15 protein-coding genes and 1 pseudogene are annotated in these 14,921 nt (G+C 68.6%); 6 read left to right on the top strand and 10 right to left on the bottom strand.

Going from position 1 to position 14,921, the window contains the following annotated elements:
- Window positions 1-971 (top strand): annotated as a pseudogene (locus tag AB0395_RS46050) (histamine oxidase); the annotation flags it as partial.
- Window positions 972-1,449: 478 nt separating this feature from the next.
- Here the strand turns inward: AB0395_RS46050 and AB0395_RS46045 are convergent.
- The 5 genes from AB0395_RS46045 to AB0395_RS46025 form a co-directional block, all read right to left on the bottom strand.
- The gene (locus AB0395_RS46045) at window positions 1,450-2,610 is read right to left on the bottom strand and encodes a DUF6596 domain-containing protein (protein WP_366294026.1); all 1,161 of its coding nucleotides are present in this window, start codon (window positions 2,608-2,610) and stop codon (window positions 1,450-1,452) included.
- Window positions 2,611-2,666: 56 nt separating this feature from the next.
- Window positions 2,667-3,074 (bottom strand): YciI family protein, encoded by a 408-nt coding sequence (locus AB0395_RS46040; protein ID WP_366294023.1) that lies wholly within the window; start codon window positions 3,072-3,074, stop codon window positions 2,667-2,669.
- A 176-nt stretch (window positions 3,075-3,250) separates the two neighbouring features.
- A complete protein-coding gene (locus AB0395_RS46035; RefSeq protein WP_366294014.1) occupies window positions 3,251-3,757 on the bottom strand; it encodes a pyridoxamine 5'-phosphate oxidase family protein in 507 nt (168 codons plus the stop codon).
- A 165-nt stretch (window positions 3,758-3,922) separates the two neighbouring features.
- Window positions 3,923-4,363, bottom strand: coding sequence for a VOC family protein (locus AB0395_RS46030; protein ID WP_366294011.1), 441 nt, complete (start codon window positions 4,361-4,363; stop codon window positions 3,923-3,925).
- Window positions 4,364-4,949: 586 nt separating this feature from the next.
- Complete coding sequence (locus AB0395_RS46025) at window positions 4,950-6,122, bottom strand: NAD(P)/FAD-dependent oxidoreductase (RefSeq protein WP_366294009.1); 1,173 nt, start codon at window positions 6,120-6,122, stop codon at window positions 4,950-4,952.
- Window positions 6,123-6,175: 53 nt separating this feature from the next.
- Here AB0395_RS46025 and AB0395_RS46020 point away from each other — a divergent pair, with 53 nt between their 5' ends.
- Complete coding sequence (locus tag AB0395_RS46020; RefSeq protein WP_366294006.1) at window positions 6,176-6,868, top strand: TetR/AcrR family transcriptional regulator C-terminal domain-containing protein; 693 nt, start codon at window positions 6,176-6,178, stop codon at window positions 6,866-6,868.
- Between the two features lie 233 nt (window positions 6,869-7,101).
- Here AB0395_RS46020 and AB0395_RS46015 read toward each other — a convergent pair whose 3' ends face one another.
- The 4 genes from AB0395_RS46015 to AB0395_RS46000 all read right to left on the bottom strand — a co-directional run bounded on the left by AB0395_RS46015 (window position 7,102) and on the right by AB0395_RS46000 (window position 11,561).
- Window positions 7,102-7,857 (bottom strand): GntR family transcriptional regulator, encoded by a 756-nt coding sequence (locus tag AB0395_RS46015; protein ID WP_366294003.1) that lies wholly within the window; start codon window positions 7,855-7,857, stop codon window positions 7,102-7,104.
- Entirely contained in the window at window positions 7,854-8,669 is an 816-nt protein-coding gene (gene trpA / locus AB0395_RS46010) for a tryptophan synthase subunit alpha (RefSeq protein ID WP_366294000.1), read from the bottom strand. Before trpA ends, AB0395_RS46015 begins: the two co-directional genes overlap by 4 nt.
- Entirely contained in the window at window positions 8,666-9,862 is a 1,197-nt protein-coding gene (gene trpB / locus AB0395_RS46005) for a tryptophan synthase subunit beta (protein WP_366294020.1), read from the bottom strand. The genes trpA and trpB overlap by 4 nt, the downstream gene beginning before the upstream one ends.
- A gap of 373 nt (window positions 9,863-10,235) precedes the next feature.
- Window positions 10,236-11,561, bottom strand: coding sequence for an alpha/beta hydrolase (locus tag AB0395_RS46000; RefSeq protein ID WP_366293997.1), 1,326 nt, complete (start codon window positions 11,559-11,561; stop codon window positions 10,236-10,238).
- A gap of 68 nt (window positions 11,562-11,629) precedes the next feature.
- On the opposite strand from AB0395_RS46000, the gene AB0395_RS45995 reads away from it, so the two are divergent.
- Entirely contained in the window at window positions 11,630-12,196 is a 567-nt protein-coding gene (locus AB0395_RS45995) for a helix-turn-helix domain-containing protein (protein ID WP_366293994.1), read from the top strand.
- A 193-nt stretch (window positions 12,197-12,389) separates the two neighbouring features.
- Here the strand turns inward: AB0395_RS45995 and AB0395_RS45990 are convergent, their stop codons facing one another.
- A complete protein-coding gene (locus tag AB0395_RS45990) occupies window positions 12,390-13,025 on the bottom strand; it encodes a TetR/AcrR family transcriptional regulator (RefSeq protein ID WP_366293992.1) in 636 nt (211 codons plus the stop codon).
- A 222-nt stretch (window positions 13,026-13,247) separates the two neighbouring features.
- Between AB0395_RS45990 and AB0395_RS45985 the strand changes: the two genes are divergently transcribed.
- The 3 genes from AB0395_RS45985 to AB0395_RS45975 all read left to right on the top strand — a co-directional run bounded on the left by AB0395_RS45985 (window position 13,248) and on the right by AB0395_RS45975 (window position 14,834).
- A complete protein-coding gene (locus tag AB0395_RS45985; RefSeq protein WP_366293989.1) occupies window positions 13,248-13,595 on the top strand; it encodes a nitroreductase family deazaflavin-dependent oxidoreductase in 348 nt (115 codons plus the stop codon).
- A 116-nt stretch (window positions 13,596-13,711) separates the two neighbouring features.
- Window positions 13,712-14,221, top strand: a complete 510-nt coding sequence (locus tag AB0395_RS45980) for an N-acetyltransferase (RefSeq protein WP_366294017.1) — start codon at window positions 13,712-13,714, stop codon at window positions 14,219-14,221.
- 148 nt (window positions 14,222-14,369) lie between these two features.
- Window positions 14,370-14,834 carry a hypothetical protein gene (locus AB0395_RS45975; protein WP_366293986.1) on the top strand — a complete coding sequence of 155 codons (465 nt, stop codon included), beginning with the start codon at window positions 14,370-14,372 and terminating at the stop codon, window positions 14,832-14,834.
- Window positions 14,835-14,921: the final 87 nt, after the last annotated feature.

The raw sequence follows: 14,921 nt of genomic DNA, 5'->3' as shown, positions 1-14,921 counted from the left end.
TGGCCGACGAGCTCGGCAACGTGCGGCGGATCCCCAACGCGATCTGCCTGCACGAGGAGGACTACGGCACGCTCTGGAAGCACACCGACATCTACCTCCCGAACTCGGCCGAGGTCCGCCGCCAGCGCCGCCTGGTGATCTCGTTCTTCACCACGGTCGGCAACTACGACTACGGCTTCTACTGGTACCTCTACCTCGACGGCAGGATCGAGTGCGAGGCCAAGCTCACCGGCATCCTCTTCGCCTCGGCCTACCGCGGGCTGCAGGAGTGGCCCTACGCCAGCGAGGTGGCCCCGGGGGTGGGCGCGCCGTTCCACCAGCACCTGTTCAGCGCCCGCCTCGACATGATGGTCGACGGCGTCCGGAACGCGGTCGACGAGATCGACGCGCTCCGGGTGCCGCTCTCGCCGGAGAACCCGTACGGCAACGCCTTCAGCTACGCCCGGACCCGGATCGCGAGCGAGGCCGAGGGGGCGCGCAGCGCGGACGCCTCGGTCGGGCGGGCCTGGCACGTGGTGAGCACCGAGCGCACCAACCGGCTCGGTCAGCCGACCGGCTACATGCTGCGCGCGGTGCAGAGCCCGACCCTGCTGGCCGACCCGTCCTCGTCGATCGCCGCGCGGGCGGCGTTCACCACCCGGGATCTGTGGATCACCCGGTACGCGCCCGAGGAGCGCTACCCGGCCGGCGAGTTCGTCAACCAGAACCCGGGCGACGGTCTGCCGGCGTACGTCGCGGGCGACCGCCCCCTGGACGGCGAGGACGTCGTGCTGTGGCACACCTTCGGCGTGACCCACTTCCCGCGTCCCGAGGACTGGCCGGTGATGCCGGTCGACCACGTCGGGTTCTCGCTGACGCCGTACGGGTTCTTCGACCGCAACCCCACACTGAACGTGCCCGCCAACGCGGCCAAACACTGCGGCGGACACCACGGCGGACACAGCGGTAGACACTGTCACCACGGCGGCTGAGAGGCGAATATCTGAGGCATCCAGGCGAATGCCTCATAATCGACGCGGCATACCTCGGGCCGAATGAGACCGAACAATGTCTGTTCCTGTCGACCTGTGTCGGCGGGGGTCGGCCCGAGGTTCTGGCTCCTGATAAGAGATGTTCCTGACAGCCCTGACGATTCAGGCCGGTGTCGGGGCAGACGTCGCGGGGGTCGATGATCTTTCCGGGGCCGGGGGCGGTGGGTGACGAAGACTGCGCCGCGGGTTCGGCCTTTGAGCAGGCAGGGGAGCAGGCGGGCGGCGCCGGCGTCCCAGTAGACGGTCTCCAGCACGAAATCCTCGCGCGCCTGGCCGCGGCGGCGGATCTTCGCCCTCCGCTCCCGAAGTGTCCCCACCCTCAAAGTGACTGAGTGAGTGATCACGATTGCGGTTCGTAGTCGTCATGGGCGGGTGAATGCGGCTGGTTGGCTGGGGTTTCTGCTTGATCGTGTTCGTGTTAGAGACGGTCGGGTGGAGGGCGTAGCTGCGCGTTGAGCCGTGCCGCCTGTCGCGTGAGGTGGTCGCGTTCGGGAAGGCTGGAAGCCGATCGGGCAGCTTCTGCGTAGAGCCGTGCTGCGGTCGCTGGGTCGTCGTCACGCTCGTGCAGGTACGCCGAGACCGCGGCATAGCGGGGCAAGGCGGGGTTGAGCTCCGCGAGGGCGGCCAGGCCGGCCCGCGGGCCAGCGGCCTCACCGACCGCGACGGCCCGGTTGAGGCGGGCCACCGGGTTGTCGGTAAGGCACACCAGTTCGTCGTACCACTCGACGATCTGCACCCAGTCGGTCTCCTCTGCCGTCTGGGCGTCGGCATGGAGCGCGGCGACGGCGGCTTGGGCTTGGAACTCACCCAGTCGGTCGCGGATGAGGGCTGTCTGGAGCACGTCGACGCCCTCGGCGATCAGGCGAGTGTTCCACAGGCTGCGGTCCTGCTCGGCAAGAGGTACGAGCCTTCCGTCGGAAGCGGTCCGTGCCGGGCGCCGGGCGTGGTGGAGCAGCATGAGCGCGAGTAGGCCGGCGACCTCCTCATCGTTGATCTTGGCTGCCAACTGGCGAGTGAGCCGGATCGCCTCGGCGGCGAGGTCGACGTCGCCGGAATAGCCCTCGTTGAAGACCAGGTAGAGCACGCGCAGCACCGTGGCGATGTCGCCGGGCTGGTTGAACCGCACGCTCGAGACGGTTCGTTTGGCCCTGCTGATCCGCTGGGCCATGGTCGCCTCCGGCACGAGGTATGCCTGCGCGATCTGACGCGTAGTGAGGCCGCCGACCGCGCGCAGCGTGAGCGCGACGGCCGAGGCCGATGTCAGGGACGGGTGTGCGCACAGGAAGTACAGCTGGAGCGTGTCGTCCACCGACTCGCCCGGGCCGGGCACGGGCTCGCTCTCGACGCGTATCTCGCGGTGCCATCGGGAGGTATCGGCGCGGGCGGCGTCGAGGAACTTACGCCATGCCACGGTGACCAGCCAACCCTGAGGGTCCCGTGGCGAATCGTCCGGCCACACGCGCACGGCCTCGACCAGGGCGTCCTGCACCGCATCCTCGGCGGCCGCGAAGTCGGTTCCGCGACGGACGAGGATGCCGATCACGGTGGGGGTGAGACTCCGCAGCAGGGCCTCGTCCACCACCGGGCGCACGCTCATGGCAGAAAACTACCCGAAGGCGTCATTCCCAGTGTGCGTCACTCCGTAATGGTCGGGGGCGCGGCCAGGAACGGGCGCACCTCGATCCACTCGTGGATCGGCTTCCCACCCGCACCCGGAGCCGCGGACAACTCCTCGGCCAGTTCGAGTGCCCGCTCGTAGGTCTCGACGTCGATCACCATCCAGCCGGCGATCAGGTCCTTGGTCTCTGCGAACGGGCCGTCGGTGACCGGTGGACGCCCCTCGCCGTCATAGCGGACGAACGTGCCCTCCGGGGAAAGCGCCTGAGCGTCGACGAATTCGCCGGTGCCCTCAAGCCGAGCGGCGAAGTCTTCCATGTACTGCACGTGGGCCGACAGTTCCTCCGGCGTCCACTGGTCCATCGGCACGTCATTAACCGCCGCCGGCGCGCCCTGGTAGTGCTTGAGCAGCAGGTATTTGGCCATCATGTTCTCCTTTATGCGGTACGGCCCATTGTTGCGGTGTTCACTGCGGGGACGAAGCCGCGCGCGGGTTCTCGACATCCGACCGCGACGTTTCCTGGCGGATTTCAAAGACTGCGCGCACTCCGAGGTGGATTGGGACGTGGACGATCCACCCAGCGCGGGCGACCGTGCGGCGCTCAGGCGCGCTGGCGCTCCTCTCGCTGGCGCGCCAGTTCCTCGACCGCGCTTGGCACAGTCGTCTCGAAGTCGATCAGCTTCGCCCACGCCGGGGTCACGACGATCCGGACCATGCCGTCGTGGTAGAGCGAACGCACCTCCGCCTCCCACACGACCCGCTGCTCGGGCGTCATCTCGTAGGTGCTGGTCGCCTGGAGATACTCATCCGGGATGCCATCGACGAAGTCCAGCTCGGCCCGCCCCCGGATGAGCAAGATCTTGGGCGGGTGCACCTCGGTATCGATCGTCAGGGCAACCATCGGATTCTCGCGCAGACCCGGGAGTTTCGGAGCGTTCTTCGAGGTGCACATGACGATCTCCGAGCCGTTCCAGGTGAAGATGATCGGGATATTGCGGGGTGTGCCGTCCTTGGCGACATAGGCCAAGCGGGTCACGTCGCGGGCTAGCAGCTCCTGGCTGAGCGGCCGGTTCAGAACCTCGGTGATCTCGTTTGTGAGCACGGTCATTTCTCCCCATGGTCGTTTTCTTGATCCGCCCAACCTGCCACCGGGCTTGCGCGCTCGACGGTGGTGACTGATGGCGGGAAAGCACATTCGTCGTCTCCGACTCGGGTAATCACGCGGCCGTCGCGGGGCGCGGGCCGGATCGCCCTGGTCGGCCGCGACGGACCGTTAGCTGAGCTGCTCGGCTAGTCCGACGATGATGCCCTCGGGACCGCGGAGGTAGCAGAGTCGATAGCTGTCCTCGTACTGTTCCAGCTCGCCGACGAGTTCGGCGCCGTGGATGTGCAGGCGGGCAACGACGTCCTCGATGTCGTCGACGGCGAACATGATGCGACGAATGCCCAGCGTGTTCGCCGGCGCGTCTTTCGGCTCGGCGCTGATCGCCTTCGGCCTGTGGAACATCGCCAGCTCGATTCGGCCATGGCCGTCCGGGGTCCGGAGCATTGCGACGTCCTGTCGGACGTCGTCGAGCCCGATGACACGCTCCGCCCAACGTCCCTCGATTGGCGCTTTGCCCTCCAGCTCCATGCCAAGTTCGACGAAGAACGAAATAGCAGCGTCAAGGTCGTCGACAACGATGAGGACGTTGTCCATCCGCTGGATCGTCATGCTGGGTCTCCTTGGCGTGGTGCGGCCACGGTGGCCGCTGATGTCCCAAGGACGGAGCCGGCGCCACATTCTCGACGCTCGAAGCGCGCAGATTTCTAGAATATTCTTCTTGCTGTCGCGCCCTATAGGTCCGGGGTGAGGAACCCGCGGACAGCCGTTGGCGTTGAGAAGGATCTTGGTTGCGGTGAGCGAGGTCGCTCTTGGTTATGAAGATTTCTTACCTCGTTGCCCGGTCCCGGCGTCGGCGGGCGGCGTCGTAGGACAGCGGCCCGCCACGGCCGTTGATGGACGCACGGAACAGCGGGCCGGGTAGAGCTTGAGCAAGGCGACATAGCCGCGGTCATCGAGCAGCACGGTGCGCATCTGCCGCCCTTGCCGCAGATGCGCACGTGTTCGTCGTCCATACGCAGGTCCAAGTCCTCGACGTACAGGCCGCATACTTCGGAGGCGCGGGTGCCGCACACGTAGGCGGTCTCGAACAGCACCCGATCGCGCAGCCGGTCCATTCGTATGGCGGGCGGTGAATCTGCTGGAAGGACCCGCGGCGGTGCCGTGCTGCTGGTGTTGGTGCTCTCGCGCTTGACAGTCAGGAGGGCTGGACTTCGTCGAAGAGGGCGAGAGCTTCGGCGGGGTCCGGGCTCACGAGGCGTTCCAGACCGGCCGTCGTGATCTTCGCCCACCTGCCGGCCCGTGCCCACATCTGTTCCTCGAAGGCACGGACAGCCTCGTCCAGATCGCCAGGGTCGGAAGCGGCGGCGACGGACTCGGCGAGTTCGGCGCCTTCCAGCATCGCGAGGTTCGCGCCCACCCCCAACGGGGGCATCAGGTGGGCGGCGTCGCCCAGTAGCGTCACCCCGGGGACGTGGGCCCAGGTGTGGGCCACGGGCAGGACGTAGAGGGGGCGGTGAACGAAAGCGGTGCCGTGGCGGAGGAGGTCGAGGACGGGAGCAGCCCAGCCGTCGAACAGAGCCAGCAGGCTTGATCGCATGGCTTCGACGTCGGCCAGGTCCAGGCCCTCGTCCAGGCCTGCGCGCTGATTCAGGCCCATATGCCGGTCCGGGTTCGTGTGCCAGTCCAGCGGCACGCGGAACTGGGCGTACACCTTGACGTGGCCGCCGCTGTTGCGCTGGGCGACGAGGGCGCGGTTCACGCCGTACACCGCCATGGAACCGTCGCCGATCAGCCGGGCGAGGTCGGGGTGGCGGGTGTCGACGTCGTCCAGGGAGGTCTCGACCGAGGTGACGCCGGTGTAGTGCGGCGTCGCGGACGAGATTGCTGGGCGGACCCGGGACCAGGCGCCGTCCGCGCCGATCACGAGGTCGAACGCCTCCTGTCGCCCGTCCGCGAAACGGACCAGCACGCCGTCCCGGGTCCCCGGCACTACCTCCGCCACGCCCCGCCCCCACTGAACGTCGAGGGGGCCGAGCAGCAGGTCACGGAGTTGCCTCCGGTCGATCTCGGGATTGGCCTGGTCACCCGGACGGGGTTGCCAGTCGCGCAGGACGGTCCCGTCCGTGTCCAGGATGCGCATGGCCTGCCCCTCGGGACGGGACAGCGCCTGGAACTCCGCCAACAGCCCCGCCTTGTCCAGCGCGAACTGGCCCATTCTTTCGTGCAGGTCGAGCGTGCCGCCCGGGGGACGGGCGTCGGGGGCGGGATCGCGTTCGAGGATGGTGACGGGGTGACCGTGGCGGTGCAGGACGCAGGCGAAGGTGAGGCCGGCGGGGCCGCCCCCAATCACAGCGATACGGTGTCTCATGGCGATATACTGTATTCATCTATTACGATGTATCGCAACAGTACGATGCAACCATGACTGTGTGGGACCGGCCGGAGCCGCCGACTCGCCCCGTGCCGCTCGACCGGGAGCGAATCGTCGCCGCCGCCATCGCGCTGGCCGATGAGGGCGGGCTGGAGGCGGTGTCGTTGCGCAAGGTCGCCGCCCGGCTGGACGCCGGCCCGATGCGACTGTACGGATACATCTCCACCAAGGAGGAACTGTTCGACCTCATGGTGGACGAGGTCTACGCCGAGATCCTCCCTGAGGAGCAGCCCGGCGACTGGCGGGAGGTGCTGCGCATCCGCGCCCACCGCACCAGGCAGGCCACCCTCCGTCACGAATGGCTGGCCGACCTGCTCGGCGGCCGTCCGACCCTGGGCCCGAACGCCCTCGCCGTGACTGAGGCCACGCTGGCCGCCCTCGACGGCCTCGCCGACCTCGACATCGTTCTGCGCGCCGTGGAGACTGTCAGTGCCTACTTCACTGGCGCGATCAGGCGCGAGATCGCGAACCTGCGGGCCGAGCGCGCCACGGGCCTGTCCAAGCGCGACTGGCAGCACGCCTCCGGCCCGCATGTGATGAGGATGCTGGCCACGGGCCGCTTCCCGGCGCTGGCCAAGGCCGTGCACGACGGCACGGAGGTGGACGCCGAGGCGTCCTTCGCGACCGGCCTCGACTGGGTCCTCGACGCCGTGGCCGTCAAACTCGCCCGGCCGCCGGCGTGACGCTCAGGATTTCCAGATGACATCCGTGGTACCGCAACGCCGCCAGACTGCGCACCTACCTGCTCGACTGGTTCAGAGGCAAGCTCTGATACCGGACGACCGGGTGGCACTGGAAAGGCTGCGTCATCTGCAGCTGTAGGCGGGTTCCTACGCTCATGTCCATGGCCAGCAATGACCTACCGGTCCGCAAGAACCTGCTCGTCGCCACGGTGGGATAGACCGCACACAAGTTCTCAGCTGGTGGCGCCCCAGGTGAGAGAGAGGCCGGTGGCGGCGCGTTCGGTGCGGATCTCCATCATGCTGCCGAGGATGGTGGCATGGTCGGACACCACGGGCGTGGCGTCGAGCGTGTAGGTGATCCGGGTGCTGACGAGCACCGGGCTGCCCTGCGGCTCGTGGAGATGGCGGGCGGCGGCGGGGTCCAGTAAACCGGGGCGGACCACCTCGGACGCCCGGGCGACCATCACTCCCGCGTCGGCGAGGGCCGTGTAGAGGGAGACAGCGGTGAAGTCGCGGTCGCGGATCTGGTCGGCCACCGGCCGGCGGACCCAGGACACCTGGTGTACGGCGGGACGTCCCGCGAACTCGCGGACCCGCTCCAGCCGCAGGGCGGTGTCGCCGGGACGCAGCCGCAGCTCCGTGGCGATCTGGGCGGGGGCCCGGCGCACCGCCCGCCCGGCCACCGCGGTGCGCACGTCGTGGCCCTGTTTACGCAGGTCGTCGACCAGGCTGCGGAGCGAGTCGAGCTGGTACGCCAGGTGGGGTGGGGCGACGAACGTGCCCCTGCCGGGCTGCTGCACGATCAGCCTCTCGTCGCTGAGCTCCCGCAATGCCTGGCGCAGCGTCATGAGGGTCACCCCGTAGGAGGCGCTCAGCTCCCGTTGCGGCGGCAGGGCCTCACCGGGAGCGTAGTGTCCCGACCGGATCTTCGTGGCGAGGTCGGCGGCGATGGCGCGGTATCTCGCCTCGTGCCCGGCGTCGGGGGTCATCGTGGTCGGTCACACTCCTGGTCGAGGGCTTGCCGCAGGGTGGCGAGGAAGGCCCGTAGGTCGTCCGGCCCAGCCCCGTCGAGCACCCGCCGCATGACCGCGGCGCCGACCACCACGCCGTCGGCGTGCCGGCGGGCTTCGCGTGCCTGGTCCGGGGTGGAGATGCCAAATCCTAGCAAGACCGGCTGGTCGGTGACGCGCCTGATCCGCTCGGTGAGCTCCGCCGCCGAAGCGGCAAGGGCGGCCCGCTCACCGGTGGTGCCCATCAGCGACACTGCGTAGACGAATCCGCGGCTGCGGGACGAGATCTCCGCCAGCCGTGGCTGCGGCGTCGCCGGCGACGCCAGCAGGACCAGCTCGATCCCGGCGGCGGCGGCCACGTCCGTTAGCTCGTCCGCCTCATGCACCGGCAGGTCGGGCACGATCAGGCCGCTGACGCCGGCCCGGCGCAGCGCGGCGCAGAACGCCTCGGGGCCGTCGTGCAGCACCAGGTTGTAATAGGTACTGGCGACCAGCGGAACGCCTAGGTCCGGCATGCCGGACAGGTCGTCGAGGATCCGGCGGGTGCTCGCCCCCCGGGCCAGTGCCGTGTCGCTGGCCTGCTGGATGGTGACGCCGTCCAGCGTGGGGTCGGAGAAGGGCAGGCCGACCTCGATCGCGTCCGCCCCGGCGGCGGCGAACGCTCGCAGGTAGTCCGTCCAGCCAGGCGTGATCCCCCCGGTGACATACGGCATGAGCAGGCCGCGGCCGGTGTCCCGGCGGGCACGCAGGTGGCGTTCGACCGCGCCCGCGGCCAGAGTGGGGTTCGTCACATCAGCTCCTTCAAGGCTGAGACATCCTTGTCGCCCCGGCCGGACAACGTCATCAGCACCGTCGATCCTGCGGGTAGGTCGCTGCCGCCCGCCGCGCGGATCACCCAGGCCAGGGCGTGCGCCGATTCAAGCGCCGGGACGATGCCTTCGGTACGCGCCAGCCGTACCGCTGCGCCGACCGCCTCGTCGTCGGTCACCGTGACGTAGTGGGCTCGGCCCAGGTCGCGCAGGTGGGCGTGCTCCGGCCCGACTCCTGGGTAGTCGAGCCCGGCGGCGATGGAGTGCGCCTGGGTGATCTGCCCGTCATCGTCCTGCAGGAACAGCGAGCGGCAGCCGTGCATGACGCCGAGCCGGCCGCGGGCCGCCCCGGCGCCGCCCTCCGCCTCGACACCGACCAGGCGCGCCGGGGTGTCGGCGAATCCGGCGAACGTGCCGGCTGCGTTGGAGCCGCCGCCGACGCACGCGACCACGTAGTCCGGGATGCCGGTCCGCAGCTCGGCGGCCCACTGCCCGCGGGCCTCGTCGCCGATGATCCGCTGGAACTCCCTGACCATCCACGGGTACGGATCCGGCCCGACGACCGAGCCGATGCAGTAGTGGGAGTCGCCGGTCGCGCCCACCCAGTGCCGCATGGCCTCGCTGGTCGCGTCCTTGAGGGTACGGCTGCCCGTGGTCACCGGGACCACCTCGGCGCCCAGCATGCGCATCCGGAAGACGTTCAGCGCCTGCCGCTCGATGTCGCGCTCGCCCATGAACACCGTGGCCTCCAGCCCGAGCAGCGCGGCGGCGGTCGCGGTGGCCACCCCGTGCTGGCCCGCTCCCGTCTCGGCGATCAGCCTGCGCCGTCCCATCCGGGTGGCCAGCAGGGCCTGGCCCAGCACGTTGTTGATCTTGTGGGATCCGGTGTGGGTGAGATCCTCGCGCTTGAGGTACAGCTGCACGCCCAGCGCCTCCGACAGCCGGCAGGCCGGTGTGAGCGGGGTCGGCCGCCCGGCGTGCACGGCGAGCAGCCGCGCCAGGGCGCCGCGGAACCCCGGATCCGCCCAGGCCTCCCGGAACGCCTCGTCCACCTCGCGGCATGCCTCCACCAGGGACTCCGGCGCGTACCGTCCGCCGTACTCGCCGAATCGACCCCGCGCTTGGGGCTCGCCCATCGTCCTGTCCAGCGGGACGGGCTCATGCCACGGCAACATGTCTCGCATGCCATGCTCCGATCGTTCTATAACTCTGCAAGGAGTTCTATAACAGTGAGTGTGGCATGGACGGCGTGGACGCGCCACCACCGGTTCTCGGCACGGCAGCCAGGACTGCTGTCACCCGGTACACGGGATTGCGTTAGCGCACGTCAACGAGAGTCTTCCCTCGACTGCCGGCGAATCGTTCGCCGATCCTCGCCCCCGTACGATCAAGCACGGTCAGTATGGGCACTGGAATCGTGGATCTGCGGGCAGCGGAAGGCTGCCCGCCGGCAAGAGGGCCGGTGGCCGTGCACGGCGGCCTGGACTCGGTCCGGTTCGTCGATTACCGCTGCGCCTTTCCTGCAAGGGGGGTGTCGAGTCGGGGTGGTCAGCGTTTGAAGCTGGAGACGAGCCGGGCGATCGCCGATTGGCGCGGTGCCAGCCAGTCGGCGATGTCGGTGACCACGGCCGCGTCGACGTGCTGGGGCTTGTCGTAGTCCGCGGGCGTGGACGGGCCGGAGCCGGGGAAGAACAGGTGGTCGTCGGCGTCGTAGACGCGGATGGTGACGTCCGTACGGTGGGCGAGGCCCGCCTGCCAGCCCGCGAGGTCGTCGGCGACGGTCACCTGATAGTCGCGGCCGCCTTGCAGGATGAGCATCGGCTTGTCCAGCGCGGCCGCGGTCGCGACCGGGTCGTAGTCGCGCAGGTCGAGCCAGTACGCCCCGGAGTAGCCGAACGGCAGCTCCGTGGCGGGTGTCTCAGCCGACAGATGTGGGCTGTCGACAAGTGCGGCCTGCCGCGTGATCGCCTCGACTGCGGCCTGCGCGCCGGGATCGAGCGAGGCGAGGTAGCGGACGACGCGGACGGCGGCCTGGTGCATGGGCTGGGTGTCACCGGCCAAGAGCACCAGTCCGGCCAAGGACGGCTCGGCGGCGGCGACCCGCGGGGCCACCTTGCCGCCCATGCTGTGGCCTGCGACATACACTCGCGCGGCGTCGACGGCATGGTGGCGCTGGAGCAGGTGGATGGCCGCGACGGCGTGCGGGACGTACTCGTCGCTCATGGTGAAGCCTGGGTCCGCCGCCACCTGGCCGGCGTGGGCGTGGGTCACCTTGTCAAAGCGCAGCACGGCCACGCCGCGGCTGGCCAGCCCCCAGGCCAGGTCCTTGAGGGGCTTGTTGGGGCCGCTGGTGGCGTCCCGGTCGAACGGCCCGCCGCCGCTGAGCAAAACCACTCCGGGCCACGGACCGTGCCCGCGCGGCAAGCTCAACGTGCCGGGCACGGCCGGCGCGCCGGAGCCCACGGTGACCTCATGCTCATCGAACCTCTTGCGGCGGACGTACGACGGCGGCGTCCATTGCTCGGTAAGCGCGGGCGCGAGCTGCAGACCCTGCAGCAGGCCGGTCTCGTCGACCGACATGACCACCGTCAGGCCGCCACGCTCGTACATCACCGGGACGCTCACCTTGACCAGCTCCGACTTCCCCGATGCGGTCACCCAGCTCTCGGGGGCCGGCTCGCTGATCGGTGTCCCGACTGCGGAGATCGCCCCGCCCCTGGAGAGCTGACTCTCCCAGGCGACTTGCAGCGTCTCGGCGGAGACCACCGCTCGCAGCGGCGGGGCGAACAATGTCTCAATGTCCGCAAAGCGGCCACTCCGCGCCATCTCGACGACCGCCACGGCAATCGCCACCGGATCCGTTCCCATGGTCATCTCGACGCCATCCTTTCTACTATTTTGCGAACGGTAGCACGATATGAGACCGTTGCATCGTGGAAACTTTGGAGCTACTGGCGCATCCGGTGCGGCTGCGGATCGTGCATGCGATGCGCGGAGAGCGGGAACTCACCACCGGTCAGCTATGCGCACGGATCCCCGATACCTCGAAGGCCATGATCTATCGGCACGTCGACCTGCTCGTGGCCAGCGGAATCCTGGAAGTGGCGGGTGAGAGGCGGGTGCGCGGCGCGGTGGAGCGCCGCTACCGGCTACGCCACGACCGAGTCGTCCTCGACGCCGATGTACTCACGGCCATGACGCCCGACGACCATCGGCGCGTCTTCGCCACCTCGATGGCCGTCCTGGTCGCTGAATTCAACGCCTACCTCGACCACGAGGATGCCGACCCGGCGGCGGATCTCGTCGGCTACCGGCAGCACGCCGTCTGGCTCACCCGCGGTGAGCTGGAAGAGATGATCATCGGGTTCCGTCGCGTGATCCTGCCCCTGTTGACCAACCAGCCAACGCCGGACCGCACACAACACCTGCTCAGTCCGATTTTCTTCCCGGTCGAACAGCCGTCCACCGACTCCGAATCGGACCCAGATCGTCCTGACCCATGTACGTGATTGTGACCTGGTATCACGTACATGGGCGATCATGGCCGTCCGCCGAGCAGGCGATCCACCCGCCCGGCCACTGCGTGACTTCGCCACGTTATCCGGTACATCATCCAGACCGGCGCAACGAGTGCCGCCGCTGGATTTGAACGTGCCGCCAGTTCCCGCTGCGAGCGTTTCCGGGGGAGGGGCGCGGTGGGTCTCATGTAGCGGTATCGAGGCTCTGCCTCCGGCGAGCTTCGAGCTCATCCAGAATCAGGTCCAGGCCGTAGCTGAACTCGCTCGTGTGGTCGTAGCCCGGCCGTAGGGCGTAGTCGACGATCATCTCTGTGAGGTACGGCAACTCGTCCACCGGCAGACGCTCGAGAATGCCGCCGGCCACTTCCTCGACATCGTCCGGCGTCGTCACCGGCAGGTTCGCCTCCTGAAGGACGAACCCGCCGATGTAGCTGTCGATGAGCGAGACAGCGTGCGCGGCCATCGGCAGCGTGAACCCCGCCTCCCGGAGGACACCGAGGACGGCGTCGTGGTGGCGTAGCGTCGCAGGCCCCGGGTTACGACGGGAGTCCATGAGGCCGAGAGCCCAGCTGTGCTGCGACAGGACCACACGCGCGGAGGAGGCGCGCACACGGATCGCGTCGCGCCAATCGTCGCACTCGGTGCTGGGGAGCGTGATCGCCGCAAACACCACGTCGATCACGCCGTCGAGGATCGCGTCCTTGTTTGGTACGTGGTGGTAGAGCGACATCGCCTCCACGCCCAGTTCCTGCGCCACCCGTCGCATCGTGATCGCCGCCACGCCGCCGCGGTCCGCGACCCGGATCGCGGCTTCCAGCACGAGACCTCTGCTGAGCGGTTGTGGTGGTGGTGACACGACGGCTCCGGGGTATGGGCGGTTTGACAACCTTACGAGTGTAAGCCAGCCTTACACCCGTAAGTAGCCTTACGGGTGTAAGGCCTCCTGGATTTGCATTAGCTGGGAGAAACGTCTGACCTACGACGCGCCCTGCTGGGGCGAGAGAAGGAGATCCCGATGCCGATGCCGAGATGGTGGGGGCACGTGAACAAGCGGGTATTCAACCCTCGCGCGATCGCGGGTGGGAAGTGGCCGGTGCTGACTCACGTCGGCCGCATCTCTGGCACGACGTACCGCACGCCTCTCGATGCGTATCCTGTCGACGGCGGCTACCTGTTCGTTCTGGTGTATGGATCGCGCTCGGACTGGGTGCAGAACGTCCTGGCAGCCGACGGTGCGCGGCTCCGGGTCGACGGGAGAGAGGTGCAACTCGCCGCTCCACGCCTCGTCGGGGAAGACGAGGCGTTTCAGGCCCTCTCCGATGAGGTGACACGCCCACCGAGGCTGCTTCGCATCACCGATTTCCTCCGTATGGACCTGGTCGCAGGCTGACGATCGACGTCTAGCGCGGGGCCATGACCACCGTTACCAACCACTCGCTGAGAACGGCAGCGACACCCGGCAGTCTCCGCCTCCACGACAACACCCCCGACGAGAACGGGACCACCATGACCTCCTGGACCACCCGCCCCGAGACCGCCGACGACATCCCCGCCATCCGCGACATCAACCTCGCCGCCTTCGCCGCCGCCGGGGAAGCTGACCTCGTCGATGCCCTGCGCGCCGACCCGAAGGCGTGGATCGACGGCCTGTCCATGGTCACCGCGGCCCCTGACGGCACCCTGGCCGGGCATGCGTTGCTCACCCGCTGCCACGTCGGCGGCGACCCCGCGCTCGCCCTGGCGCCGTGCGCGGTGCTGCCCTCGGTCCAGCGCATGGGCGCCGGTTCCGCCGCCATCCGCGCCGCCCTGGAGGCCGCCCGGGCCATGGGAGAGAACCTCGTCGTCGTCCTGGGACACGCCGGCTACTACCCGCGGTTCGGCTTCACTCCCGCCTCCCGATTCGGCATCCGAGCCCCCTTCGAGGTGCCTGACGAGGCCATGATGGCCATGACTCTGGACGACACCCGCCCGGTCCCCTCCGGCACCATCCAGTACCCCGCCGCGTTCGGCGTCTGACCTCTCCTGTGGCGCCCCGGGGGATGGGCCCCGCGCCACAGGCTCAGTGACAGGACCGCTGTCGTAAGTGTCTTTTTCCACCGGTGCCCGAAGAACCACCATTCAAGTACGGAAACGACCGCTTGACGTGGAAGGAGCGAAGAGAGGCATGGGCAAGTACGATCACCTGTTCGTCCATCACATGCGGGACTGCGCCGATGACCTGGTCAACGAGGGGGCTGCCGCCGGCGGGGAGCGTCCGGCGAACATCGGCGACCCCTTCGGGCTAATGCGCGCCTTCGACGTGGACGTCAGCACGGTCCACATGGCCTACAGCTGGATCAATCCCACGTCGGAGCAGATCCACTGGGTGAACGACCATGAGCACACCTACGACGAGGTGCTCATCTGGATGGGCAACGACCCGGACAACGTGCACGACCTCGGTGCGTCGCTGTACCTCGACATCGAGGGCGAGCGGCACACGGTCACCACGACCGGCTCGGTGTTCATCCCCGCGGGCACCCGGCACTGCCCGCTCGGGTTCAACTACGTGACACGTCCGTTCACGTTCATCGCGCTGTCACTCAGCCCGTCGTACGCCTCGGACGAGAACGTACCGCGCCACAGCTGAGCGATCAGGGGCGCTGCGGGCCGGATGGAGTGTCTCCATCCGGCCCGCACCTATTTCATGACTTTCATGACTGACTTGTCCGGTGTG

Origin of the sequence: Streptosporangium sp. NPDC051023 (assembly GCF_040689595.1) — a bacterium.
In the GTDB taxonomy this organism is placed as follows: Bacteria; Actinomycetota; Actinomycetes; order Streptosporangiales; family Streptosporangiaceae; genus Streptosporangium.
The sequence above is the reverse complement of the archived record's forward strand: the minus strand, read 5'-3'. Positions and strand labels throughout refer to the sequence as shown.

What these genes read in the sequence shown, in the direction of transcription:
- AB0395_RS46040 (WP_366294023.1), bottom strand. Translation starts at nt 3,074, where the DNA reads ATGGCCAAATACCTGCTGCTCAAGCACTACCAGGGCGCGCCGGCGGCG.
- AB0395_RS46035 (WP_366294014.1), bottom strand. Translation starts at nt 3,757, where the DNA reads ATGACCGTGCTCACAAACGAGATCACCGAGGTTCTGAACCGGCCGCTC.
- AB0395_RS46030 (WP_366294011.1), bottom strand. Translation starts at nt 4,363, where the DNA reads ATGACGATCCAGCGGATGGACAACGTCCTCATCGTTGTCGACGACCTT.
- AB0395_RS46025 (WP_366294009.1), bottom strand. Translation starts at nt 6,122, where the DNA reads ATGAGACACCGTATCGCTGTGATTGGGGGCGGCCCCGCCGGCCTCACC.
- AB0395_RS46020 (WP_366294006.1), top strand. Translation starts at nt 6,176, where the DNA reads ATGACTGTGTGGGACCGGCCGGAGCCGCCGACTCGCCCCGTGCCGCTC.
- AB0395_RS46015 (WP_366294003.1), bottom strand. Translation starts at nt 7,857, where the DNA reads ATGACCCCCGACGCCGGGCACGAGGCGAGATACCGCGCCATCGCCGCC.
- trpB (WP_366294020.1), bottom strand. Translation starts at nt 9,862, where the DNA reads ATGTTGCCGTGGCATGAGCCCGTCCCGCTGGACAGGACGATGGGCGAG.
- AB0395_RS46000 (WP_366293997.1), bottom strand. Translation starts at nt 11,561, where the DNA reads ATGACCATGGGAACGGATCCGGTGGCGATTGCCGTGGCGGTCGTCGAG.
- AB0395_RS45980 (WP_366294017.1), top strand. Translation starts at nt 13,712, where the DNA reads ATGACCTCCTGGACCACCCGCCCCGAGACCGCCGACGACATCCCCGCC.
- AB0395_RS45975 (WP_366293986.1), top strand. Translation starts at nt 14,370, where the DNA reads ATGGGCAAGTACGATCACCTGTTCGTCCATCACATGCGGGACTGCGCC.